The sequence below is a fragment of the Pseudomonas sp. FP2338 genome (genome assembly GCF_030687515.1).
Taxonomy (GTDB): domain Bacteria; phylum Pseudomonadota; class Gammaproteobacteria; order Pseudomonadales; family Pseudomonadaceae; genus Aquipseudomonas; species Aquipseudomonas salomonii.
On sequence record NZ_CP117436.1, the window covers coordinates 5,827,912 to 5,853,701 of the forward strand.

General features: G+C 59.6%; 19 protein-coding genes and 1 tRNA gene. 17 read left to right on the top strand and 3 right to left on the bottom strand.

What is annotated here, in order from left to right; translation table 11 throughout:
* The first annotated feature begins 127 nt into the window (after window positions 1-127).
* The 11 genes from PSH96_RS26485 (at window position 128) to PSH96_RS26535 (ending at window position 14,310) form a co-directional block, all read left to right on the top strand.
* The gene (locus PSH96_RS26485) at window positions 128-2,953 is read left to right on the top strand and encodes an LPS-assembly protein LptD (RefSeq protein WP_305456119.1); all 2,826 of its coding nucleotides are present in this window, start codon (window positions 128-130) and stop codon (window positions 2,951-2,953) included.
* A complete protein-coding gene (locus PSH96_RS26490) occupies window positions 2,928-4,268 on the top strand; it encodes a peptidylprolyl isomerase (protein WP_017138064.1) in 1,341 nt (446 codons plus the stop codon). Before PSH96_RS26485 ends, PSH96_RS26490 begins: the two co-directional genes overlap by 26 nt.
* Window positions 4,265-5,254 (top strand): 4-hydroxythreonine-4-phosphate dehydrogenase PdxA, encoded by a 990-nt coding sequence (pdxA, locus tag PSH96_RS26495; RefSeq protein ID WP_305456121.1) that lies wholly within the window; start codon window positions 4,265-4,267, stop codon window positions 5,252-5,254. The genes PSH96_RS26490 and pdxA overlap by 4 nt, the downstream gene beginning before the upstream one ends.
* A complete protein-coding gene (gene rsmA / locus PSH96_RS26500) occupies window positions 5,251-6,063 on the top strand; it encodes a 16S rRNA (adenine(1518)-N(6)/adenine(1519)-N(6))-dimethyltransferase RsmA (RefSeq protein WP_056857851.1) in 813 nt (270 codons plus the stop codon). The genes pdxA and rsmA overlap by 4 nt, the downstream gene beginning before the upstream one ends.
* Window positions 6,064-6,294: 231 nt before the next feature.
* A complete protein-coding gene (gene apaG / locus PSH96_RS26505; protein WP_065929387.1) occupies window positions 6,295-6,675 on the top strand; it encodes a Co2+/Mg2+ efflux protein ApaG in 381 nt (126 codons plus the stop codon).
* Window positions 6,675-7,523 carry a symmetrical bis(5'-nucleosyl)-tetraphosphatase gene (locus tag PSH96_RS26510; protein WP_305456125.1) on the top strand — a complete coding sequence of 283 codons (849 nt, stop codon included), beginning with the start codon at window positions 6,675-6,677 and terminating at the stop codon, window positions 7,521-7,523. The genes apaG and PSH96_RS26510 overlap by 1 nt, the downstream gene beginning before the upstream one ends.
* A 9-nt stretch (window positions 7,524-7,532) precedes the next feature.
* Window positions 7,533-7,862: a thiosulfate sulfurtransferase GlpE gene (gene glpE, locus PSH96_RS26515; RefSeq protein ID WP_069786297.1), complete on the top strand. Its 330-nt coding sequence runs from the start codon at window positions 7,533-7,535 to the stop codon at window positions 7,860-7,862.
* 285 nt (window positions 7,863-8,147) lie between these two features.
* Window positions 8,148-10,070, top strand: coding sequence for a PrkA family serine protein kinase (locus tag PSH96_RS26520; RefSeq protein ID WP_026013778.1), 1,923 nt, complete (start codon window positions 8,148-8,150; stop codon window positions 10,068-10,070).
* Between the two features lie 113 nt (window positions 10,071-10,183).
* Window positions 10,184-11,455: a YeaH/YhbH family protein gene (locus PSH96_RS26525; RefSeq protein ID WP_017138057.1), complete on the top strand. Its 1,272-nt coding sequence runs from the start codon at window positions 10,184-10,186 to the stop codon at window positions 11,453-11,455.
* On the top strand, window positions 11,452-13,017 hold the full coding sequence (locus PSH96_RS26530) for a SpoVR family protein (protein ID WP_017138056.1): 1,566 nt from the start codon (window positions 11,452-11,454) through the stop codon (window positions 13,015-13,017). The genes PSH96_RS26525 and PSH96_RS26530 overlap by 4 nt, the downstream gene beginning before the upstream one ends.
* 63 nt (window positions 13,018-13,080) lie before the next feature.
* Complete coding sequence (locus PSH96_RS26535) at window positions 13,081-14,310, top strand: multifunctional CCA addition/repair protein (RefSeq protein ID WP_305456128.1); 1,230 nt, start codon at window positions 13,081-13,083, stop codon at window positions 14,308-14,310.
* A gap of 178 nt (window positions 14,311-14,488) precedes the next feature.
* Here PSH96_RS26535 and folK read toward each other — a convergent pair whose 3' ends face one another.
* Both folK and folB read right to left on the bottom strand, forming a co-directional pair.
* Window positions 14,489-15,007 (bottom strand): 2-amino-4-hydroxy-6-hydroxymethyldihydropteridine diphosphokinase, encoded by a 519-nt coding sequence (gene folK, locus PSH96_RS26540; RefSeq protein ID WP_056857846.1) that lies wholly within the window; start codon window positions 15,005-15,007, stop codon window positions 14,489-14,491.
* Window positions 14,998-15,351, bottom strand: coding sequence for a dihydroneopterin aldolase (gene folB / locus PSH96_RS26545; RefSeq protein ID WP_305456131.1), 354 nt, complete (start codon window positions 15,349-15,351; stop codon window positions 14,998-15,000). The genes folK and folB overlap by 10 nt, the downstream gene beginning before the upstream one ends.
* A gap of 72 nt (window positions 15,352-15,423) precedes the next feature.
* On the opposite strand from folB, the gene plsY reads away from it, so the two are divergent.
* A complete protein-coding gene (gene plsY, locus PSH96_RS26550) occupies window positions 15,424-15,993 on the top strand; it encodes a glycerol-3-phosphate 1-O-acyltransferase PlsY (protein WP_305456133.1) in 570 nt (189 codons plus the stop codon).
* A gap of 34 nt (window positions 15,994-16,027) precedes the next feature.
* On the opposite strand, the gene tsaD is transcribed toward plsY, so the two are convergent.
* Window positions 16,028-17,053 (bottom strand): tRNA (adenosine(37)-N6)-threonylcarbamoyltransferase complex transferase subunit TsaD, encoded by a 1,026-nt coding sequence (gene tsaD / locus PSH96_RS26555; protein ID WP_056857844.1) that lies wholly within the window; start codon window positions 17,051-17,053, stop codon window positions 16,028-16,030.
* A 203-nt stretch (window positions 17,054-17,256) separates the two neighbouring features.
* Here tsaD and rpsU point away from each other — a divergent pair, with 203 nt between their 5' ends.
* From rpsU to PSH96_RS26580, 5 genes are all read left to right on the top strand, one after another.
* Window positions 17,257-17,472: a 30S ribosomal protein S21 gene (gene rpsU, locus PSH96_RS26560; RefSeq protein WP_002551877.1), complete on the top strand. Its 216-nt coding sequence runs from the start codon at window positions 17,257-17,259 to the stop codon at window positions 17,470-17,472.
* A gap of 435 nt (window positions 17,473-17,907) precedes the next feature.
* Window positions 17,908-19,878 carry a DNA primase gene (dnaG, locus tag PSH96_RS26565; RefSeq protein WP_069786299.1) on the top strand — a complete coding sequence of 657 codons (1,971 nt, stop codon included), beginning with the start codon at window positions 17,908-17,910 and terminating at the stop codon, window positions 19,876-19,878.
* Between the two features lie 67 nt (window positions 19,879-19,945).
* On the top strand, window positions 19,946-21,796 hold the full coding sequence (gene rpoD, locus PSH96_RS26570) for an RNA polymerase sigma factor RpoD (RefSeq protein ID WP_017138049.1): 1,851 nt from the start codon (window positions 19,946-19,948) through the stop codon (window positions 21,794-21,796).
* Window positions 21,797-21,932: 136 nt separating this feature from the next.
* Window positions 21,933-25,676, top strand: a complete 3,744-nt coding sequence (locus tag PSH96_RS26575) for an EAL domain-containing protein (RefSeq protein ID WP_305456138.1) — start codon at window positions 21,933-21,935, stop codon at window positions 25,674-25,676.
* Between the two features lie 15 nt (window positions 25,677-25,691).
* Window positions 25,692-25,768: transfer RNA gene (locus PSH96_RS26580), tRNA-Ile, on the top strand.
* Window positions 25,769-25,790: the final 22 nt, after the last annotated feature.

Genomic DNA, 25,790 nt, shown 5'->3' on the forward strand with positions numbered 1-25,790 from the left:
AAGGGTCTCCGACGGCGCTAGCCGTCAAGCGGGTCATGCTTTATTATCACGCATCTTTTTCAGACCATCGAGAGGCGTGCGGCCCAAACCGCGGGCAGATGGCACGCAGGAAGCCCGGACTAATAAGATGGCATTGAAATCCCCCGCGTTTCGTAGAAAATTTCCGTTGCTGGTAACCGGCAGTCTGCTGGCCATGCAACCTTTCGCCACCTCATTCGTGGTCGCCGCGGAACAGTATGACTGCTCAGTCTCTGCTTCGGGTGCCTGGGATTGCGCGCCAAAAACCGCCGCAGCCCCATTACCACCGCGCCCGGTGCACGACGGTGCAGCCGTCAGCGCCGCTGGCAGCACGGCGCAAGCCGATGCTGGCGGCAGCGCTGCGGCCGAGCCGAAGACCACCCTGGTCACCGAATCCAAGGGCCGTGGCCTGCGTTCGCGCAGTGCCGACTACAGCCACCTGGACTGGGTGCCTCGCGACAAGCTGACCGCAGCCCAACTGGCTGAGACCGGCCCGTATTGCTCCGGCGCGTACATCGAGCCGACCCGTCCTGGCATGAACGACAAGACGGACAAAAGCGATTCGCCGACCTTCATCGGTGCCAAGGTGTCTCGCTACGAGCAGGAACAGCAGGTTGCGACCCTGGCCGGTGACGTCGTCATGCGCCAGGGCAGCATGCAGCTGGAGGCTCAGGAAGCCAACCTGTACCAGGCCGAGAACCGTGGCGAGCTGAACGGCGATGTGCGTCTGCGCGACAACGGTGCGCTGATCGTCGGCGACCACGCCGAGGTGCAGCTCGATACCGGTGCGGCCCAGATCGACAACGCCGAATACGTGCTGCACAAGTCGCGTGTTCGCGGTAACGCGCTGTACGCCAAACGTGCCGAAAACGCGATCATCCGTCTCAAGGACGGTACGTACACCACCTGCGAGCCGGACAGCAACGCCTGGCAGCTCAAGGGCAACAACATCACGTTGAACCCGGCCACCGGTTTCGGTACGGCCACCAACGCGACGTTGCGGATCAAGAACATCCCGATCCTCTACACCCCGTACATCTACTTCCCGATCGACGACCGTCGTCAGTCCGGCTTCCTGCCGCCAAGCTTCAGCACCGGCAGCGAAACCGGCTTTACCCTGATTACGCCGTATTACTTCAACCTGGCGCCAAACTACGACGCCACGTTGTACCCGCAATACATGACCAAACGCGGCTTGATGATGGAAGGCGAATTCCGCTACCTCACCAAGTCCAGCGAAGGGCAGTTCGGCGGCGCGTATCTGAACGACGACAGCGACGAGCGCAAGAAACAGACCGATTACGAAAAAACCCGTTACATGCTCAATTGGCAGCATAAAGGCGGGCTTGATTCGCGACTGACGACACTGGTTGACTACACCAAGATCAGCGATCCGTACTTTTATCAGGATCTCAAAACCAACCAGGAAGGCGTTCAAGCTCAGGACTTCGTGAACCAACAGGGCGCCTTGACCTATCGCGGCGATTCCTACCAGGCGCGTTTGAACGTTCAGGCTTATCAGCTGGCGACCGTTTCGCAGATCACCCCGTATGACCGTCTGCCGCAGCTGACCTTCAACGGTATGTTGCCTTACCATCCTGGTGGCGTAGATCTCGCTTATGAAACCGAGGCTGTAAGGTTTGATCGGGATCTCGAAACCGGCAACTACACGGAAAAAGACGGCGGTCCATTCAACCCGTTCCCACAGGAAAATGGCACGCCTCGCCTGGACACCTACGTATTGGGCTTGAACCGTGCGAACGGTACGCGCCTGAACCTGGCGCCAAGCATTTCCCTGCCGATGACCGCGACCTACGGCTACATCACGCCGAAGCTCAAGTACGTCTACACCAAGTACGATCTTGACCTGGACGGCACCGGCAAAAATGACCTGGTGACCAACCGCCTCGGCGCCTCGGCGCTGGGTGAGAGCTTCAACAGCTCACAGGATCGCGCAGTTCCAATCGCCAGCATCGACAGCGGCCTGTATTTCGACCGCAATACCCAATGGTTCGGCGAAAACTATCGCCAGACCCTTGAACCGCGCATGTTCTATCTCTACGTCCCAGAGAAAGATCAGAAGAACATTCCGGTGTTCGATACCAGCGAAAACGTGTTCAGCTACTCCTCGCTGTTCCGGGATAACCGTTTCTCCGGTTCGGACCGTATCGGCGACGAGAACAAACTGTCGTTTGGCTTGACCAGCCGCTGGATTCAAGAAAACGGCTTTGAGCGTCAACGCGCATCCATCGGCCAGGCGGTCTACTTCAAGGATCGTGAAGTTCAATTGCCGGGCATTGATGCCGCGACACGTGATGACGCTCATTCGAACGTCTCGCCGATCGCCCTGGAATACGAGTTCCGCTTCAACCGCGACTGGCGCGCCACTGCCGACTATAACTGGGACACCGAAAGCCGCAGCCCTCGCTCCGGCAGCGCGATGTTCCACTACCAGCCGGAAGACAACCCGAACAAGGTTATCAACCTCGGCTATCGCTATCGCAACGACCAGGTGGTCTACAACCAACTGACCGGCAAATGGCAGTTCGGTGGCGACTTCGGCACCGAAGGCCAGCCTGGGTTCGTGAAGGATTACTACAAAATCCAGCAACACGACTTCTCGATGATGTGGCCGATCATTCCGCAGTGGAACCTGATCACCCGCTGGCAGTATGACTATGCCCGCAACCGCACTCTGGAAGCCTTCGGTGGTTTCGAGTACGACAACTGCTGCTGGAAACTGCGCGTGATCAACCGTTACTGGGTTTCCAACGACGAATACACTCAGATCGCCCCACAGAACGAAAAGGGTGACCACGGGCTCTTCTTCCAGATCGTCCTCAAAGGACTCGGCGGCCTGACCGGCGCTAAGGTAGAGAGCTTCCTCGACAAAGGCATTGAAGGTTATCGTGAACGTGAAGACCAAGCTTTCTGATTGCTTGCGCCCGCTAGTGCTGGGCGCGCTGTTCCTGGGGGCCGCATCGGCGCACGCTGCGGTTCAACAGCTGGACAAGGTAGTGGCCATCGTCGATAACGACGTGATCATGCAGAGCCAACTCGACCAACGGGTCAAGGAAGTTCAGCAAACCATCGCCAAACGTGGCGGCGGCGTACCGCCTACCAGCGTGCTGGACCCACAGGTACTTGAGCGCTTGATCGTCGAAAACCTGCAACTGCAGATCGGCGAGCGCTCCGGCATCCGTATTTCGGACGAAGAACTGAACCAGGCCGTCGGCACCATCGCTCAGCGCAATAACATGAGCATTGACCAGTTCAAGGCTGCCCTGGCCCACGATGGTTTGTCTTATGAAGACGCCCGTGACCAGATCAAGCGTGAAATGATCATCAGCCGTGTGCGTCAGCGCCGTGTAGCGGAGCGGGTTCAGGTGTCTGAGCAGGAAGTGAAGAACTTCCTCGCCTCGGACTTGGGCAAGATGCAGCTCTCCGAAGAACTGCACCTGGCCAATATCCTGGTTCCAACCCCGGACAGCGCCAGCTCCGAGCAGCTCAACGCCGCTGCGGCGAAAACCCAGGCTATTTATGATCGCCTGAAAGCCGGTGCTGACTTTGCCCAGACGGCCATCGCCATGTCCGGCAGCGACAACGCCCTGGACGGCGGTGACATGGGCTGGCGTAAAGCCGCGCAACTGCCACCTCCGTTCGACCGTGAGCTGAGCGCCATGAATGTGGGTGAAATCACCCAGCCAGCGCGTACGCCAGGCGGTTTCATCATCCTCAAGTTGCTCGGCAAACGCGGCGGCGAGACCTCGCTGAAAGACGAAGTGCATGTTCGTCATATCCTGGTCAAACCAAGCGAAATCCGCACCGAGGCGCAAACCAAGGAGCTGGCCCAGAAGATCTATGACCGCATCGAAGGCGGTGAAGACTTCGCCACCCTGGCCAAGAGCTTCTCGGAAGACCCAGGTTCGGCCCTCAACGGTGGCGACCTGAACTGGATCGACCCGAAAGCGCTGGTGCCGGAGTTCCAGGACGTCATGGCCAAGACCCCGCAAGGCGTTCTGTCCAAGCCGTTCAAGACCCAATATGGCTGGCACGTCCTGGAAGTCCTTGGCCGTCGCGCCACCGACAACACCACCCAGGCCCGCGAGCAACAAGCCCTGACCGTGCTGCGTAACCGCAAGTACGACGAAGAGCTGCAAACCTGGTTGCGTCAGATCCGTGACGAAGCCTACGTAGAGAACAAGCTGCCAGGCGCCGAGCAAACAGGCACCGACCAGGCAGCACAGTGAAACCCCAGCGTTTCGCGGTAACACCCGGCGAGCCGGCCGGCATTGGTCCAGACCTGTGCCTGCTGCTCGCCTCGCACCTTCAGCCACACCCCCTGATTGCCATTACCAGCCGCGACCTGCTCCTTGAGCGGGCCGCGCAGTTGGGTGTGGCTGTCACGTTGCTGGACGTGGCGCCGGGCAACTGGCCCGACCTGCCCGCCCCGGCCGGCAGCCTGTATGTGTGGAACACGCCGCTGGCAGCCAAGGTGGTAGCCGGGCAACTGGACAAGGCCAACGCGGCGTTTGTGCTGGAGACCCTGACGCGTGCCGGCCAAGGCTGCATCGACGGCGACTTCGCCGGCATGATCACCGCCCCGGTGCATAAAGGCGTGATCAACGAATCCGGCATTGCCTTTTCCGGCCATACCGAATTCCTCGCCGAGCTGACCCATACCGAACAAGTCGTGATGATGCTGGCCACGCGCGGCCTACGGGTTGCGCTGGTAACCACGCACCTGCCGTTGCGCGATATCGCCGATGCCATCACTGCCGAGCGTGTAGAGCGCGTCACACGCATCCTGCACGCCGACCTGCAACAGAAATTCGGCATTGTTCAACCGCGCATCCTGGTTTGTGGGCTCAACCCGCATGCCGGTGAAGGCGGCCATTTGGGCCATGAAGAAATCGACATCATTGAACCGACATTAGAGCGCCTGCGCCAAGAAGGCATGGACCTGCGTGGCCCATTGCCTGCAGACACTCTGTTTACCCCCAAATATCTGGAGCACTGCGACGCAGTGCTGGCGATGTACCATGACCAGGGGCTGCCCGTGCTGAAGTACAAAGGCTTCGGCGCCGCAGTCAACGTGACACTGGGCCTGCCGATCATCCGCACCTCCGTCGACCATGGCACCGCCCTGGACCTGGCGGGCAGCGGCAAGATCGATACCGGCAGCCTGCACGTGGCCCTGGAAACCGCCTATCAGATGGCCGAGACCCGTATATGACTGAGCATTACCAACACCGGGCGCGCAAGCGCTTCGGGCAAAACTTCCTGCACGACGCTGGCGTGATCGACCGTATCCTGCGCTCCATCCATGCCAAGCCAGAAGACCGCTTGCTGGAAATCGGCCCGGGCCAGGGCGCCTTGACCCAAGGCCTGCTCAACAGTGGCGGCCAGTTGGACGTGGTGGAGCTGGACAAGGACCTGATCCCTATCCTCAACCAGCAATTTGCCGGCATGCCCAACTTCAACCTGCACCAGGGCGACGCGCTGAAGTTTGACTTCAACAGCCTCAACGCTGCACCCAACAGCCTGCGCGTGGTCGGCAACCTGCCGTACAACATCTCAACGCCGTTGATTTTTCACCTGCTGAACAACGCCGGGATCATCCGCGACATGCACTTCATGCTGCAAAAGGAAGTGGTTGAGCGTTTGGCCGCAGGCCCAGGTGGTGGTGATTGGGGCCGTCTGTCGATCATGGTTCAGTACCATTGCCGCGTAGAGCACCTGTTCAACGTCGGCCCTGGCGCCTTCAACCCGCCGCCGAAGGTCGACTCGGCCATCGTGCGCCTGGTGCCGCACGCGGTGCTGCCGCACCCGGCCAAAGACCACAAGCTGCTGGAGCGCGTGGTACGCGAAGCGTTCAACCAACGCCGCAAGACTCTGCGCAACACCCTCAAGGCGCTGTTGAGCAATGCCGAGATCGAAGCCGCCGGCGTCGACGGCGGCCTGCGCCCCGAGCAGCTGGACCTGGCCGCATTTGTGCGCCTGGCCGATCAGCTTGCGATCCAGCCCGCGCCAACCGTGGAATAAGCTGCAACTCGATACCCCTGTGGGAGCGGGCTTGCCCGCGATGGCGGTGCATCAGTTACACACTCAGTGACTGACACCCTGCATTCGCGCGCAAGCCCGCTCCCACATTTGCGCTGCGTTATACCGATAGCGCTTGCCGCCTGCCCGACACATGTCTGGCCTAGTGCCCCGCTCATGGCCTAGACTGATCCGCATCTGCTGTCCTCCGCTTTTGCTCTTAAGGCCTCTTGCATGTCCGATCCTCGCTACCAGATCGACGTCAGCGTCGTCACCCGCTTCCTGGCGGACCAATCACACCCCGAAGACAACCGTTATGCCTTTGCCTACACCATCACGGTGAAGAACAACGGGCAGGTGCCGGCCAAACTGCTGTCGCGCCATTGGGTAATTACCGATGGCGACGGCCAGGTCGAGGAAGTGCGTGGTGCCGGCGTGGTTGGTCAGCAGCCGTTGATCGACATCGGCGCCAGCCATACCTACAGCAGCGGCACAGTGATGACCTCCAAGGTCGGCACTATGCAGGGCTCGTATCAAATGAAAGCCACCGACGGAAAACTGTTCGACGCCATCATCGCGCCGTTTCGCCTCGCAGTGCCCGGAGCCCTGCACTGATGACGACGTACGCGGTCGGTGACCTGCAAGGCTGCCTGGAACCCCTCAAATGCCTGCTGGAGCGGGTAGCCTTCAACCCGGCGAGCGACCGCTTGTGGCTGGTCGGCGACCTGGTCAATCGCGGCCCCGAGTCCCTCGAGACCCTGCGCTTTCTTTATAAGATGCGCGACTCGTTGGTGTGCGTGCTGGGCAACCATGACCTGCACCTGCTGGCGGCCGGCAATAACATCGAACGCCTGAAAAAAGGCGACACCCTGCGCGAGATCCTGGAAGCGCCGGACAGGACGGAATTACTGGACTGGCTGCGCCGCCAAAAGCTCATGCATTACGACGAAGGCCGCAACATGGCCTTGGTGCATGCTGGCATCCCGCCCCAATGGACGCTGAAGAAAGCCCTCAAGTGCGCCGCCGAAGTCGAAAGCGCCCTGGCCGATGACAACCTGTACACCGCCTACCTCGACGGCATGTACGGCAACGAGCCGGTCAAGTGGGACAATGACCTCACCGGCGTGGCCCGCCTGCGCGTGATCACCAACTACTTCACACGCATGCGCTTCTGCACCGCCGAAGGCAAGCTGGACCTCAAGAGCAAGGAAGGCGCCGACACTGCGCTGCCCGGTTATAAGCCATGGTTTGCCCACAAGGAACGCAAAACCCGTGACACGAAGATCATCTTCGGTCACTGGGCGGCCCTGGAAGGCAAATGCGAAGAACCCGGCGTGTTCGCCCTCGACACCGGTTGCGTGTGGGGCGGCGCCATGACCCTGATGAACATCGACACCGGCGAGCGCCTGAGCTGCCAGTGCGAACCTCCCCCTTCTGTCACACTGCCGGGCGCCAAGCCCTAGGAGCCCGCCATGAGCGAATTCAAACGTATCCCTCCCGAACAAGCCCAGGCCCTGCGCGAGCAAGGCGCCGTGGTGGTCGACATTCGCGACCAGCCGACCTATGCAGCAGGCCACATCAGCGGCGCGCAGCATCTGGATAACCACAACATCCAAGACTTCATCCGTGCGGCCGACCTCGACGCGCCAGTGATCGTCGCCTGCTACCACGGCAATTCCAGCCAGAGTGCAGCGGCCTATCTGATCAGCCAGGGCTTCTCCGACGTCTATAGCCTGGACGGCGGCTTTGAGCTGTGGCGCACGACCTATCCTGCAGAAATTGCCTCTGGCGATTCGCAATAATTTTTTTCACACCCCGCTACCCCGCGTGACGCTTGGGCTTGCGCCGTTTCTGACGAACGGCGCAGCCAAACTAATTGCGCATCGCGCCTTGACCTCCCGGATTCCGAACTATCCTTAAGCGCAGGCCATCCGAATCAGGGGAGAGCCGGTACACCGGCGTGCGGGTCATCGGTAGCGTTTCAGGGTGTTCTGGGGGGAAAACAGCCAGTGGCGAATGCCAAGGGCTGCCAGCATCGACTGATTGATCCGGCGTCGGCTCCACGTATCGAGCGAGGTGACGACGTCATGAGTATCTTTAGCCACTTCCAACAACGCTTCGAGTCCACCCAGCAGGAAGAACTTACCCTGCAGGAGTATCTCGAGCTGTGCAAAAAGGACCGCAGCACCTACGCATCTGCCGCCGAACGCCTGCTGTTGGCGATTGGTGAGCCGGAGCTGGTAGACACCTCGAACAATTCGCGCCTGTCGCGAATATTCTCCAACAAGGTGATCCGCCGCTACCCGGCCTTTGAAGACTTCCACGGCATGGAAGAATGCATCGACCAGATCGTCTCCTACTTCCGGCATGCCGCCCAAGGCCTGGAAGAGAAGAAACAGATCCTCTACCTGCTCGGCCCGGTCGGCGGCGGCAAGTCGTCCCTGGCCGAAAAGCTCAAACAACTGATCGAGAAGGTACCCTTCTACGCGATCAAGGGCTCGCCGGTGTTCGAGTCGCCTCTGGGGCTGTTCAACGCCACGGAAGATGGCGCAATTCTCGAAGAAGACTTCGGCATCCCACGCCGCTACCTCAACACCATCATGTCGCCATGGGCCACCAAGCGCCTGTCGGAGTTTGGCGGCGACATCAGCCAGTTCCGCGTGGTGAAACTCTACCCGTCGATCCTCAACCAGATCGGCGTGGCCAAGACCGAGCCTGGCGACGAGAACAACCAGGACATCTCGGCGCTGGTGGGCAAGGTCGATATCCGCAAACTGGAAGAATTCCCACAGAACGACGCCGACGCCTACAGCTACTCGGGCGCACTGTGCCGGGCCAACCAGGGCCTGATGGAATTCGTAGAGATGTTCAAGGCGCCGATCAAGGTGCTGCACCCACTGCTCACCGCCACCCAAGAGGGTAACTACAACAGTACCGAAGGCTTGGGCGCGATTCCGTTTACCGGGATCCTGCTGGCCCACTCCAACGAATCGGAATGGCACACCTTCCGCAACAACAAGAACAACGAAGCCTTCATCGACCGGATCTACATCGTCAAGGTGCCGTACTGCCTGCGGGTCAGCGATGAGATCAAGATCTACGACAAACTGCTCTTCAACAGCTCCCTGGCCAAAGCGCATTGCGCGCCGGATACCCTGAAGATGCTCGCCCAGTTCACCGTGCTCTCGCGCCTCAAGGAGCCTGAAAACTCCAACATCTACTCCAAAATGCGCGTGTATGACGGCGAAAACCTCAAGGACACCGATCCGAAAGCCAAGTCGATCCAGGAATACCGCGATACCGCGGGTGTGGACGAGGGCATGAACGGTCTGTCGACACGCTTTGCATTCAAGATCCTGTCCAAAGTCTTCAACTTCGACCCACACGAGATCGCCGCCAACCCGGTGCACCTGCTCTATGTGCTGGAACAGCAGATCGAACAGGAGCAATTCCAGGCCGAAACCCGCGAACGCTACCTGCGCTTCCTCAAGGAATACCTGGCGCCGCGCTACATCGAGTTCATCGGCAAGGAAATCCAGACTGCGTACCTGGAGTCCTACAGCGAGTACGGCCAGAACATCTTCGACCGCTACGTGCTGTACGCCGACTTCTGGATCCAGGACCAGGAATACCGCGACCCGGAGACCGGCGAGATCCTCAACCGCGTGGCCCTCAACGAGGAGCTGGAGAAGATCGAAAAACCCGCCGGCATCAGCAATCCGAAGGATTTCCGCAACGAAATCGTCAACTTCGTGCTGCGCGCCCGCGCCAACAACAACGGCAAGAACCCTACCTGGCTCAGCTACGAGAAGCTGCGGGTGGTCATCGAGAAGAAAATGTTCTCCAACACCGAGGACCTGCTGCCGGTTATCAGCTTCAACGCCAAGGCCAGCAAGGAGGACCAGCAAAAACACAACGACTTTGTTACACGCATGGTCGAACGCGGCTACACCGACAAGCAGGTACGGCTGCTCTCCGAGTGGTATCTGCGGGTGCGCAAATCGCAGTAAGGCAGCGACAGGCGCGTGCTGCCAGGCTTATGGCTTGGCGGCCGACCGCTTGTCTCTAAGCTTCCAGCTCGCGGCTTGAAGCTTGTAACGTGAAGCTGCCCGGAGGGCTCCCCATGAGCTATGTGATCGACCGACGCCTCAATGGCAAGAACAAGAGCACGGTAAACCGTCAGCGTTTCCTGCGGCGTTACCGTGACCACATCAAAAAGGCCGTCGAAGAGGCCGTCAGCCGCCGCTCCATTACCGACATGGAGCATGGCGAGCAAATCAGCATTCCCGGACGCGACATCGACGAACCGGTGCTGCACCACGGTCGAGGCGGCAAACAGACCGTTGTGCACCCCGGTAACAAGGAGTTCACCACCGGCGAGCACATCCAGCGTCCCCAAGGTGGTGGCGGCGGTAAAGGCCCAGGCAAAGCGGGTAATTCCGGCGAAGGCATGGACGAGTTCGTGTTCCAGATCACCCAGGAAGAATTCCTGGAGTTCATGTTTGAAGACCTGGAACTGCCGAATCTGGTCAAACGCAACCTGACCGGCACTGACACTTTCAAGACCGTGCGCGCGGGGATCAGTAACGAGGGCAACCCGTCCCGCATCAATATCATTCGCACGCTGCGCTCGGCCCATGCACGGCGTATCGCATTGTCCGGTAGCAGCCGCGCCAAACTGAAGGAAGCCAAGGAAGAACTGGCGCGCTTAAAGCGCGAAGAGCCGGATAACTTCGGCGATATCCAGCAAATCGAGGCGGAAATCGAGAAACTCAGCGCGCGCATTCACCGCGTGCCGTTCCTCGACACCTTCGACCTGAAATACAACTTGCTGGTCAAGCAACCCAACCCCAGCTCCAAGGCGGTGATGTTCTGCCTGATGGACGTGTCCGGCTCCATGACCCAGGCCACCAAGGACATTGCCAAGCGCTTCTTCATCCTGCTGTACCTGTTCCTTAAGCGGAACTACGACAAGATCGACGTGGTGTTCATCCGCCATCACACCAGCGCCCGGGAAGTGGACGAAGAAGAATTCTTCTACTCGCGGGAAACCGGCGGCACCATCGTGTCCAGCGCGTTAAAGCTGATGCAGGAGATCATGGCCGAGCGCTACCCTGCCAATGAGTGGAACATCTACGCCGCGCAAGCTTCCGACGGCGACAACTGGAACGATGACTCGCCGATCTGCCGCGACATCCTGATCAACCAGATCATGCCGTTCGTGCAGTACTACACCTACGTCGAAATCACCCCTCGTGAGCACCAGGCACTGTGGTTCGAATACGAGCGCATCGGTGAAGCCTTTGCCGATACGTTTGCCCAGCAGCAACTGGTCTCGGCCGGCGATATCTACCCGGTCTTCCGTGAACTCTTCCAGCGCAGGTTAGTGACATGACCGCCAAAAAAGAGCATAAGCGCCAACCCATTTCCACCGGCTCCGAGTGGACCTTTGAACTGATCCAGGCCTATGACCGGGAAATCAGCCGCATCGCGGCGGGTTATGCCCTGGACACCTATCCCAACCAGATCGAAGTGATCACCGCCGAACAGATGATGGACGCCTACGCCTCGGTCGGCATGCCCTTGGGCTACCACCATTGGTCCTACGGCAAACACTTCCTCAGTACCGAGAAGTCCTACACCCGCGGCCAGATGGGCCTGGCCTACGAGATCGTGATCAACTCCGACCCGTGCATCGCCTACCTGATGGAAGAAAACACCATCTGTATGCAGGCGCTGGTGGTGGCCCACGCGTGCTACGGGCATAACAGCTTCTTCAAGGGCAACTACCTGTTCCGCACCTGGACCGATGCCAGTTCGATCATCGATTACCTGGTGTTCGCCAAGCAGTACATCATGCAATGCGAGGAGCGCCATGGCATCGACGCGGTAGAGGACTTGCTCGACTCCTGCCACGCGCTGATGAATTACGGCGTCGACCGCTACAAACGCCCGTATCCGATTTCTGCCGAGGAAGAACGCCTGCGCCAGAAGGAGCGTGAGGAGCACCTGCAAAAGCAGATCAACGACCTGTGGCGCACGATTCCTAAAAAAGCCGGCAAAAACAGTGACAAGGACAATGCACGCTTCCCCGCCGAACCTCAGGAAAACATCCTGTATTTCCTGGAAAAACACGCACCGCTGTTGGAGCCATGGCAACGGGAAATCGTGCGCATTGTGCGCAAGATCGCCCAGTACTTTTACCCACAGCGCCAGACCCAGGTGATGAACGAAGGCTGGGCGACGTTTTGGCACTACACCTTGATGAACGACCTGTACGACGAAGGCCTGGTCACCGACGGCTTCATGATGGAGTTCCTCACCTCCCATACCAGCGTGGTGTTCCAGCCGGGCTTTGACAGCCCGTATTACAGCGGCATCAACCCGTATGCGCTGGGCTTTGCCATGTACCGCGACATCCGGCGCATGTGTGAACACCCCACCGAAGAAGACCGCCGCTGGTTCCCCGAAATCGCCGGCAGCGACTGGTTGTCGACCATCAAGTTCGCCATGAGCAGCTTCAAGGATGAGAGCTTCATCCTGCAGTACCTGTCACCCCAGGTGATTCGCGACCTCAAGCTGTTCAGCATTCTCGATGACGACCTCAAGGATGATCTGGTGGTGCCTGCCATCCACGACGAGCCGGGCTACCGCACCATCCGTGAAACCCTGGCGGCGCAATACAACCTGGGCAACCGTGAGCCCAACGTGCAGATCTACAGCATCGACGTACGCGGCGATCGCTCGCTGACCTTGCGTCACCAGCAGCACGACCGCAAACCCTTGGGCGAATCCACCGAAGAAGTGCTCAAACACCTGCACCGGCTGTGGGGCTTCGACATTCACCTGGAAACCCTGCAGGGCGATCAGGTGATGAAAACCCACCATGTGCCACCACGCACCGACCACAACGATAACGACTACGGCCGCCTGGACCTGGCCGTCGTACATCTCTGAAACAGCAAAGCCTCCATTGGTCCGGCACAGGCGGTATCCTGTGGCGCTAATGGAGGCTTTTTCATGAAAATCTACACAGTCGGCGGTGCGGTGCGTGATCGCCTGCTCGGCCTCAACGTCACCGATATTGACCGCGTTGTGGTGGGGGCGACCACTGAAGAAATGCTCGCCAAAGGCTACAAGCCGGTCGGCGCTGACTTCCCGGTATTTCTGGACCCCAAGAACGGCGACGAATACGCCCTGGCCCGCACCGAACGCAAGAGCGGTCGAGGTTATGGCGGCTTTGTGTTTCACGCCAGCCCCGAGGTGACGCTGGAAGAAGACCTGATTCGCCGCGACCTGACCATCAACGCCATGGCCGAGGATGATGACGGCAACCTGACCGATCCTTATGGCGGCCAGAGCGACCTTGAAGCACGGATTCTACGTCACGTTTCCCCCGCGTTCGCCGAAGATCCCTTACGAGTGCTGCGTGTTGCGCGCTTCGCTGCGCGTTATGCCCACCTGGGTTTTACCGTCGCCCCGCCAACCCTGGAACTGATGCGCCAACTCAGCGAGTCCGGCGAACTGCAAGCCTTGACCCCGGAGCGCAGCTGGAAAGAGATTTCCAGGGCGCTGATGGAGGATCAGCCGCAGGTGTTCATTCAGGTACTGCGCGACTGCGACGCGCTGAAAACCCTGATGCCCGAAGTGAATGCGCTATTTGGCGTGCCACAACCCGAGGCCCATCACCCGGAAATCGACACCGGCATTCATACCTTGAGCGTGCTCGAACAGGCCGCCTTGCATCAGCAGCCCCTGACCGTGCGCTGGGCCTGCCTGCTGCACGACTTGGGTAAAGGCCTGACGCCTGTGGATAAGTTGCCGCAGCATATTGCCCACGAACACACGGGTTTGAAGCTGATCAAGGCGGTCAACGAACGCTTCAAGGTGCCGAAGGATTGCCAGGAACTGGCGCTGCTGGTCGGCCAATATCACACCCATGGCCACCGCGCGCTGGAGCTCAAAGCCTCGACATTGCTGGAGTTGCTGCAGAGTTTTGACGTGTATCGCCGGCCGCAGCGCTTTGAAGAGTTTGTGGTGAGTTGTGAAATGGACGCCCGGGGCCGCAAGGGCCTGGAGCAGAGAAGTTATCCACAGGCGGATTATTTACGCGGCGCAGCCAAGGCGGCTCGCGAAGTACCAGTGGCGCCCTTGCTGGAGAAAGGTTTCAAAGGCCCGGAGCTGGGGGAGGCGCTCAAGCGTGAGCGACTTAAAGTGCTCAAGGCCTACAAAGAACACCACCCTCTGTAGTCGATACCTTTGTGGCAGACGGGCTGCATCAATGCCGTTCAGTTAAGCGCAAAACGTGTGGGAGCGGGCTTGCCCGCGAAGACGTCAGCACAGTAAACATTTATGTCGACTGACCCACCGCATTCGCGGGCAAGCCCGCTCCCACATTTGAATCCGGTCAAGCCAAGTGCATCGGCAGCTACAGCAGATCAGCCGGGGTCAACTGCTGGCCCTGCCATTCAAACCCGACAGGCGCCAGCACCTGGTCGATCTGGGCATCGCGCCATAACTCGGCCATGGTCTTATCGACTTCAGGGTGTACACGATCCGGCGCCATCAACGACAACGGCCACAGCACAAAAGCATTCTTCAGGATCTCTGCGCGCGGCAGGATCAAACCGTCGAAATTCCCCACCAGGTCACCGTACAGCAGCACATCGATATCCAACGGCAGCCCTTTGCGGTCCGGGGCATAACGACCATTGTCGGCCTCGATGAATTTCAACCGGCGATCGAGCTCCATCAACGGCAGGTCGGTATACGCCGACACGACAAGGTTGAAGAATGGCCCGCTCTTGATGCCCACCGGCTGGCTTTCAAATACCGCGGAGCAGCGTACATCGGTCAAGAAGCCCGCCAACGCGTCCAGGCCGGCACGCAGGTGCGGCTCGCGCTCGATATTGCTGCCAAGGCCAAGGTAAACCTGAGTTAGCGACATCCGCGCTCGATCTCCACGCCCACGCCTTTGGCAGCCGGTACGGCGCCGGGCTTGGTCAATTTGAGGTGCAGCCAGGGAATCTGGAATTCGTTCATCAGCACTTCGGCCAACCGCTCGGCAAAGGTTTCCACCAACTGGTACTGGGATTGCTCGGCAAAGGCCTCGATACGCGTGGACACACTGGCGTAATCCAGCGCCAGGGTCAGGTCGTCACCGGCAGCCGCCGGGCGATTGTCCCAGGCGAAGCTAAGGTCCAGGCGCAGGCATTGCTTGATGCCGCGCTCCCAGTCGTAGGCCCCGATCACGGTGTCGACTTCCAGGCCTTCGATAAACACTCTGTCCAAGCTCTTCTCCGCAGCACGACAAGGGCGCATTGCCCCGTTAGAATCAGGGCGTCCTCGCCCGGAATAGTTAGCATGTTTTGGTTACTGGCGATTCTCGCCTACCTGCTCGGCTCGCTGTCCTTCGCCATTTTGCTCAGCCGCCTGACGGGAAATCCCGACCCGCGAATGAGTGGCTCAGGCAATGCCGGCGCCACCAATATGTTGCGCCTGGCGGGCAAGAAACTCGCCGTACTGACGCTGCTGGGCGACCTCTGCAAGGGTTTGTTGCCCGTACTGATCGCCAGCTTCGCCGGTCTTACCTTGCAACAGCAGGCCTGGGTGGGCGTGTGCGCCGTCCTGGGCCATCTGTTTCCGCTGTACTTCCGTTTTCGCGGCGGCAAAGGCGTCGCGACCGCGGCCGGTATGCTGCTGGGGGTTTACCCTCCGGCAGCGCTGCTGGCCGTGCTGGCCTGGCTGCTGACCTTCTACCTGACCCGCACCAGCTCGCTGGCCGCCCTGATCGCCACACCACTCACCCTGCCGTTGCTGGCCTGGCAGGCACAGGCGGCGTTGCTGCCGATGAGCGTACTGACACTGCTGATCGTGTGGCGCCACCGCGGCAATTTACGCGACCTGTTTGCCGGGCGCGAACGGCATTTTTAAATACCGTTGATGAGCCCGGCTCAGATCAAACCGCCTAAAGCGGTGAAAGCTGCTCCATCGGCCAGCGTGCCTGCACGCTGATCGCCAGGCTTTCGTGCTGCCCGGCCTGCAGGCGCTGGCAACCGGCGTAGGCAATCATCGCGCCATTGTCGGTGCAGAACTCAGGGCGCGCATAGAACACATCGCCCTTCATGTCGCCGAGCATTTTTTCCAGCGAGGCGCGCAACGCCTTGTTGGCACTGACACCGCCTGCGATCACCAGGCGCTGCATGCCTGCCTGTTTCAGGGCGCGCTTGCACTTGATGGTCAAAGTCTCCACCACGGCCTGCTGGAACGCCAGCGCGATGTCGCAACGGGCTTGTTCACTGTCGTCCCCGGCGCTGACGCTTTGCTGCCAGGTGTTCAGCGCGGAGGTTTTCAAGCCACTGAAGCTGAACATCAGGCCTGGGCGGTCGCACATCGGGCGCGGGAAGGTGTAGCGGCCCGGCACGCCTTTTTCGGCCAGCCGCGCGATTTCCGGGCCACCGGGATAATTGAGGCCCATCATCTTCGCGGTTTTGTCGAAAGCTTCGCCGGCGGCGTCATCCAGCGACTCCCCCAAAAGCGTGTATTGGCCGATTCCATCCACTTGAACCAACTGCGTATGGCCACCGGAAACCAACAAAGCGACGAACGGGAACTGCGGCGGTGTTTTTTCCAGCATCGGTGCCAGTAAATGGCCTTCCATATGGTGCACACCGAGGGCTGGAATGCCCCAGGCAAAGGCCAGCGCCTGGGCGCAAGAGGCCCCAACCAGAAGGGCTCCAACCAATCCGGGGCCTGCGGTGTAGGCAATTGCGTCGATCTCGGTCGGCACGCAGCCGGCCTCGTCCAACACCTGGCGAATCAAGGGCAGCATGCGCTTGACGTGATCGCGGCTGGCCAGCTCCGGCACCACACCGCCATAGGCGCGGTGCAAGTCGATCTGACTGAACAGTGCATCGGCCAAAAGCCCGCGTTCACTGTCGTAAAGTGCGACACCGGTTTCGTCGCAGGAGGTTTCAAGTCCCAGTACTAGCATGGGTTTGCGCCTTGTAGAGGCTGAATTCGAAGGCGCGCATAATAGTCGCCACTCCCCCTCCCGACTAGCGGTTTTCGATCAGAGGCTTTGCATTCCGGTCAATGAGGGGTTAACATCCGCAACCCTTAAAAACCGACGACCTCAGCCGCGAATTTTTTGCGACGAGAACGTTGATTCCCGGTAATGAAAGAAGGTAGCTCTGGATGCCAGCCGTCAAAGTAAAAGAGAACGAACCCTTCGACGTAGCTCTGCGTCGTTTCAAGCGCTCCTGCGAAAAAGCCGGTGTTCTGGCTGAAGTTCGTAGCCGCGAATTTTATGAGAAGCCAACTTCTGAGCGTAAGCGTAAAGCAGCAGCCGCTGTTAAGCGTCACGCCAAGAAAGTTCAGCGCGAACAGCGCCGCGCCGTTCGTCTGTACTAATACACAGACTTACGTAGCAAGCTTCTGCCAAGCCCGGCCCTCAGCCGGGCTGTTGGCATTTGCGGATATCGCTTGATGCTTCAACGTCGACGCCGCACATGCGACCGAGACACTGCTTCACACGTCAGGACTGGCTCTTCTGCCAGCGGTGCGCGTCTCTTCTGACGAGCCTAACAAGGCTACTGACGAGCACACTTAATTTTACAAACAGACGATCAACTGTGTCGGCTGTGCCCATCAAGGCGTTTCCGAGGCCACTACTGGCCAACACCGGACGCCAGGGCAACATTTCCAAGCCGAAGACTGATAGAAGCTAACGTCAGTGAATGCTCGGCAGATACACTCCCCATGCAGACGACAGATGTTCAAGCACTCGATACGTGCGCTTGAACGCTTCACGGGCCCTCATTTACACGCAGTGATGACGAGAACGCCATGGCCGGGCTGATTCCCCAGAGTTTTATTGACGACCTTCTTAACCGCACCGACATCGTCGATGTTGTCAGCTCGCGCGTGCAAATGAAGAAGGCCGGCAAGAACTACACTGCCTGCTGCCCGTTCCACAAAGAAAAAACCCCGTCATTCAGCGTCAGCCCAGACAAGCAGTTCTACTACTGCTTCGGTTGCGGCGCAGGCGGCAATGCCCTCGGCTTTATCATGGACCACGACAACCTGGACTTCCCCCAGGCTGTCGAGGAACTGGCCAAAGCCGCCGGCATGGAAATCCCCCGCGAAGAAAGTGGCCGCGCGCACAAACCGCGACAACCCACTGATTCGCCGCTGTACCCGCTGCTGACCGCCGCTGCCGACTTCTATCGCCAGGCGCTTAAAAGCCATCCGCAGCGTAAGGCCGCCGTCGAGTACCTCAAGGGCCGCGGCCTTACCGGCGAGATCGCGCGGGATTTTGGCCTGGGTTTCGCCCCGCCGGGCTGGGACAACCTGTACAAGCATCTGAGCAGCGATACGCTGCAGCAAAAGGCCATGATCGATGCCGGCCTGCTGGTGGAAAACGCCGAGACCGGCAAGCGCTATGACCGCTTCCGCGATCGCGTGATGTTTCCGATCCGCGACAGCCGTGGCCGCATCATCGCTTTTGGTGGACGGGTACTCGGGGATGACAAGCCTAAATACCTGAACTCCCCGGAAACCCCGGTATTTCACAAGGGCCAGGAACTCTACGGCCTGTTTGAAGCGCGCAAAAACAATCGCAACCTCGATGAAATCATCGTGGTGGAAGGCTATATGGACGTGATCGCGCTGGCCCAGCAAGGCCTGCGCAATGCCGTCGCCACCCTGGGCACCGCCACCAGCGAAGAACACATGAAGCGCCTGTTTCGCGTGGTGCCCAGCGTGCTGTTCTGTTTCGACGGCGACCAGGCCGGCCGTAACGCCGCCTGGCGTGCGCTCGAAGCTACGTTGTCGAGCCTGCAGGACGGGCGCCGCGCGCGCTTTCTGTTTCTGCCCGAAGGCGAAGACCCGGACACCCTGGTGCGCTCCGAAGGCACCGACGCCTTCCGCGCCCGCATCAATCAACACGCGCAGCCGCTGGCGGACTATTTCTTCCAACAGTTGACCGAAGAAGCCGACCCGCGCTCCCTCGAAGGCAAGGCCCACATGGCCACCCTCGCAGCGCCGCTGATCGACAAAGTGCCGGGCGCCAACCTGAAGTCACTGATGCGCATGCGCCTGCTGGAAATCACCGGCCTGAGTGGCGAGGCCGTCAGCCAGCTGGTGCACAGCGCGCCGCAGGAAGCGCCACCGGCCTACGACCCAGGCATGGATTACGACGCCATGCCGGACTATTCCGACTTCCACCAACCGCAGGAGGCCTACGCGCCCCAGCAGGAGTGGACACCGAAGAAACCCGGCGCCGGCGGTAAAAAATGGGACAAGAAACCCTGGAACAAGAACGGCAAGCGCGGTGACCGCGACGAGGCATACGCGCCGCGAACGCCTGTCGCCGTCGAAGCTCCAACGCTCATTGCGCTGAGAACACTTATTCACCACCCGCAATTGGCAAAAAAAGTTGAGAGCGCCGATCACTTTGCCAACGAGAGCAATACGTATGCTCAGGTACTGATCGCCTTGATCGAGGCGGTACAGAAAAATCCTAAGCTAAACTCAATTCAATTGATGGCTCGTTGGCATGGCACCGAACAAGGACGCTTGCTTAAAGCACTGGCGGAAAAGGAGTGGCTAATTGACGGCGACAACCTTGAACAACAGTTTTTAGACACCATTACTAGGTTATCCGCAGGTCAGCACACGCAGACCCTGGATGAGCTGATCAAGCGTGCAAGGCAGCCGGGTTTATCGGCTGAAGAGCAAATTCAGATAGCAAAACAGATGCGCGACCTCTTAAAACAGAATGTTTGTACATCTAACCCGACCTCAGCTGGCGTGTGAGGTCATAGCTCGGGTATAATCCTCGGCTTGTTTTTTGCCCGCCAAGACCTTCAGTGGATAGGGTGTTATGTCCGGAAAAGCGCAACAACAGTCTCGTATCAAAGAGTTGATCACCCTTGGTCGTGAGCAGAAGTATCTGACTTACGCAGAGGTCAACGATCACCTGCCTGAGGATATTTCAGATCCAGAGCAGGTGGAAGACATCATCCGCATGATTAATGACATGGGGATCCCCGTACACGAGAGTGCTCCGGATGCGGACGCCCTTATGTTGGCCGACTCCGATACCGACGAGGCAGCTGCTGAAGAAGCGGCGGCCGCGCTGGCAGCGGTGGAGACCGACATCGGTCGCACGACTGACCCTGTGCGCATGTATATGCGTGAAATGGGTACCGTCGAGCTGCTGACACGTGAAGGCGAAATCGAAATCGCCAAACGTATTGAAGAGGGTATCCGTGAAGTGATGGGCGCAATCGCGCACTTCCCTGGCACGGTTGACCACATTCTCTCCGAGTACACTCGCGTCACCACCGAAGGTGGCCGCCTGTCTGACGTTCTGAGCGGTTACATCGACCCGGACGACGGCATTGCGCCGCCTGCCGCCGAAGTGCCGCCGCCTGTCGATGCGAAAGCCGCAAAAGCCGACGACGACACCGAAGACGACGATGCTGAAGCCAGCAGCGACGACGAAGATGAAGTTGAAAGCGGCCCGGACCCGATCATCGCAGCCCAGCGTTTCGGTGCGGTTTCCGATCAAATGGAAATCACCCGCAAGGCCCTGAAAAAGCACGGTCGCTCCAACAAGCTGGCGATTGCCGAGCTGGTGGCCCTGGCTGAGCTGTTCATGCCGATCAAGCTGGTACCGAAGCAATTCGAAGGCCTGGTTGAGCGTGTTCGCAGTGCCCTTGAACGTCTGCGTGCGCAAGAGCGCGCAATCATGCAGCTGTGTGTACGTGATGCACGCATGCCGCGTGCTGACTTCCTGCGCCAGTTCCCGGGCAACGAAGTCGACGAAAGCTGGACCGACGCACTGGCCAAAGGCAAGGCGAAATACGCCGAAGCCATTGGTCGCCTGCAGCCGGACATCATCCGTTGCCAGCAGAAGCTGACCGCGCTTGAGACCGAAACCGGTCTGACGATTGCTGAAATCAAAGACATCAACCGTCGCATGTCGATCGGTGAGGCCAAGGCCCGCCGCGCGAAGAAAGAGATGGTTGAAGCGAACTTGCGTCTGGTGATCTCGATCGCCAAGAAGTACACCAACCGTGGCCTGCAATTCCTCGATCTGATCCAGGAAGGCAACATCGGCTTGATGAAGGCGGTGGACAAGTTCGAATACCGTCGCGGCTACAAGTTCTCGACTTATGCCACCTGGTGGATCCGTCAGGCGATCACTCGCTCGATCGCCGACCAGGCTCGCACCATCCGTATTCCGGTGCACATGATCGAGACGATCAACAAGCTCAACCGTATTTCCCGGCAGATGTTGCAGGAAATGGGTCGCGAACCGACCCCGGAAGAGCTGGGCGAACGCATGGAAATGCCTGAGGATAAAATCCGCAAGGTATTGAAGATCGCTAAAGAGCCGATCTCCATGGAAACGCCGATTGGTGATGACGAAGACTCCCATCTGGGTGACTTCATCGAAGACTCGACCATGCAGTCGCCAATCGATGTCGCCACTGTTGAGAGCCTTAAAGAAGCGACTCGCGACGTACTGTCCGGCCTCACTGCCCGTGAAGCCAAGGTACTGCGCATGCGTTTCGGCATCGACATGAATACCGACCACACCCTTGAGGAAGTCGGTAAGCAGTTTGACGTGACCCGCGAGCGGATCCGTCAGATCGAAGCCAAGGCGCTGCGCAAGTTGCGCCACCCGACGCGAAGCGAGCATCTACGCTCCTTCCTCGACGAGTGATACCAGAACCCCCGGCCCAGGCCGGGGGTTTTGTTTTCTATAGATTAATTTCTACAGATTAACTTCCCGCGCAGCACCCCTCCCCCTAAATGCCCGTCTACACTCGACAGATTCCCCGTGCCATAACGAGACCGTTATGCCCAGACTGCCGACCGTGATACTGCTGTCGCTGCTCGCCTGGACCGCAACGGCTGGCGCGTTGACTCTTACTGATGATGAGCGTGGCTGGCTGGCGGACCATCAGGAGCTGCGCCTGGGGGTGGACGCTTCTTGGCCGCCCTTCGAATACCGTGATGAAAATGGCCGTTATCAAGGCCTCGCTGCCGACTATGTACGCCTGATCCAGGACCGCCTGGGCGTCAGGATCAAGCTGATCGAACCGGCAAACTGGACCGCTGTGCTCGAACAGGCGAAAAACAACCAGCTCGATCTACTGCCCGGCATCATGTCGACGCCCGAGCGCCAGAGTTACGTGGCCTTTACGCGCCCGTACCTGGACTTCCCGATCGTCATCCTTGCCCATGAGGGCGGCGCAAAACCGCGCAACCTCAAAGACCTGTACGGCCTGAAGATCGCCGTGGTGGAAAACTACGCACCGCACGAATTACTGCGCACTCACCACCCCGACCTCAACCTGGCGGCCATGCCGAACGTCAGCTCGACGCTGCAAGCCCTGGCCACCGATGAAGTGGATGCGGTTGTCGGCGACCTCGCTTCCAGCGTCTGGAGCCTGCGCCAGCTCAAGCTGGATGGTTTGTACGTCAGCGGCGAAACGCCCTACCGCTATCAATTGGCGATGGGCGTGCCGCGCGACCAAAAAATACTGGCGGGCATCCTGGACAAAGTCCTCGCCGACCTCAGCTCCGACGAAACCGATGCGATCCAGCAACACTGGGTCGGCAGCTTCACCGATCACCGCACCTTCTGGGCTGATTTGCTGATGTACGGCCTGCCGGCTGTGCTGCTGTTGAGCACCGTGTTGGCCATCGTGATACGCATCAACCACCGGCTCAGCTCGGAAATTGCCCGGCGGGTAGCCCTTGAGCAAGAATTGCGCAGCAGCGAATACCACTATCGCGGCCTGGTAGAGAGCCTCTCCGCGATTGCCTGGGAAGCCAGCATCACCGACTTCACCTACAGCTACGTGTCGCCCCACGCCGAAGACCTGCTGGGCTACCCCCGCGCCCATTGGCTGATTCCAGGTTTCTGGCGCAACATCATCCACCCCGCCGACCTGACGCGTGCCGAGGCATTCTGCTACCAGGAAACCCGCGCCAACCGCGATCACAGCCTCGATTATCGAGTGATTACAGCCGACGGCCGCTGCTTGTGGGTGCGTGACATCGTCAGCCTGATCGAGCACGGCCATGAGCCGGTGTTGCGCGGTTTGATGATCGATATCAGCGAAGCCAAACGCACTGAAGAGGCGCTGCAGCTTTCCGAAGAGAAGTTTGCCTCGGTGTTTCAGCAATGTCCGGACATCCTGGTCATCGCCCGCCTCTCTGATGGCTGCCTGCTGGAGGTGAACAAGGCATTCGAGGACCAGATTGGGCTAAGCGCCGAACAAGTCGTGGGTAAAACCGCGACCGAGCTGAATATCCTGGGTGTTCAAGGCGTCGGCCCTGACCTGTTGCGACGTGTGCAGACCACCAGCATCCGCAACCTGGAGATGCCGTTTCTGCGCAGTAATGGCCAGGCGTTTACCGGACTGCTCTCCGCCGAGCCGTTCCAACTCAACACCACAGAAGCCTTGGTGGTGGTGGTGCGTGACATCACCCAACTCAAGGAAACTCAGCAACTGCTGCAAACCTCCGAAGAGAAATTCGCCAAGGCCTTCCACGCCTCACCCGACGGTTTACTGCTCAGCCGCCAACGCGATGGGCTTTTGATTGAAGTGAACGAAGGCTTCACCCGCCTGACGGGCTTTACCAGTGCGAACTCGCTCGACCAGTCGACCCTGGACCTGGGCATCTGGGTTGACCTCAACGAACGCAAACACATGCTGGAATTGATGCAACGCGACGGTTTTGTGCGTGACTTCGTCTGCCGTATCCGCCGCGCCGACGGCTTGATTCGTCTGTGCGAAGTGTCCAGCCGCCCGCTGCCCATCGGCGAAGAAGACTGCATGCTGACCATCGCCCGCGACATCACCGAACGCCAAGTGATGCAGGAAAAACTGCAACAGGCCGCCACCGTATTCGAGAGTACGGCCGAAGGGGTATTGATCACCGACACCCGGCAGAACATCAGCGCCGTCAACCGCGCTTTCAGCGAGATCACCGGCTACAGCGAAGCCGAAGCCCTTGGCAGCACCCCGCGCCTGCTCGCCTCCGGCCTGCATGACAGCGCGTTCTATGCGGCGATGTGGCATCAATTGACGGCCCACGGCCACTGGCAGGGCGAGATTTCCAACCGTCGCAAAAACGGCGAGCTGTACCCCAGTTGGCTGACCATCAGCGCCGTGCGCAACCGCGACCAGTTGATCACGCACTTTGTTGCCGTGTTTGCCGATATCTCCAGCCTCAAGCACGCCCAGGCTCGCCTCGACTACCAGGCACACCACGATCCCCTGACCGGCCTGCCCAACCGCACCCTGTTTGAAAGCCGACTGCAAGCCGCCCTCATTAGCCAGGAAGAAACCGGTAACCAGGGCGCCGTGCTGTTCCTCGACCTGGACCGGTTCAAGCATATCAACGACAGCCTCGGCCACCCCGTCGGCGACCTGCTGCTCAAGGACATCGCCGTGCGCCTCAAGGAGCAACTGCGCGACATCGACACCGTGGCACGCCTGGGCGGCGACGAATTCATCATCCTGCTGCCCGGCCTGCAACAAGCCAGCGATGCCGAACACCTGGCCAATAAACTGCTCGCCTGCTTTACCCCGCCGTTCCAGGCTGGCGAGCATGAGTTCTTTATCAGCGCCAGCATTGGCACCAGCCTTTACCCACAGGACGGTACCGACGTCGCCACCCTGGTCAAAAACGCCGATGCCGCGATGTACCGCTCCAAGGCCAAAGGCCGCAACCGTGTCGAGAGCTACACCCGCGACCTCACCGCCCAGGCCAACGAACGGGTGGCCCTCGAGCACGAACTGCGTCGCGCCATCGAGCGTGAAGAGCTGTTTCTGTACTACCAACCAAAACTCAGCCTGGTCACCCGGGAACTGATCGGCGCCGAAGCATTGATTCGCTGGCACCACCCGACCTTTGGCGACGTGCCGCCGGAACACTTCATCGCCATCGCCGAAGAGAACGGCACGATCCTGCAGATTGGCGACTGGGTACTGGAACAGGCGTGCCGTCAGATGCACACCTGGAAACGCGCCTTCAACGATTTCGGCCCCCTGTCAGTCAACCTCGCCGGCGCACAACTGCGTCACCCCAACCTGCTCGCGCGCATCGAACAACTGCTGCACGACTACCAACTGGAGCCCGGCTGCCTGCAACTGGAGATCACCGAAAACTTCATCATGAGCCAGGCCGAAGAAGCCCTCGAAGTGCTGCACCAACTCAAGCACTTGGGCGTGCAACTGGCCATCGATGACTTCGGCACCGGCTATTCTTCCCTCAGTTACCTCAAGCGCCTGCCACTGGATTTCCTCAAGATCGACCAGTCCTTCGTGCGCGGCCTGCCCGACGACCCCCACGACGCCGCCATCGTGCGCGCCATTATCGCCCTGGGCCACAGCATGCAATTCACCATCATCGCCGAAGGCGTGGAAAACCCCGCACAACAAGCCTTCCTCGCCGCCGAAGGCTGCGAACAGATGCAAGGCTACATCGTCAGCCTGCCACTGCCGCCAGAGCTTTTTGCCGAGACGTTTCTTCATATGCGGGTTTCAGACTTTTCGGATGGCACAGCACGGAAACCGTCGCTATAATCCGCGTCCTACTGAGGGCCTATAGCTCAGTTGGTTAGAGCAGGGGACTCATAATCCCTTGGTCGTAGGTTCGAGTCCTACTGGGCCCACCAAACAAGAAAGCCGCGCAATGCG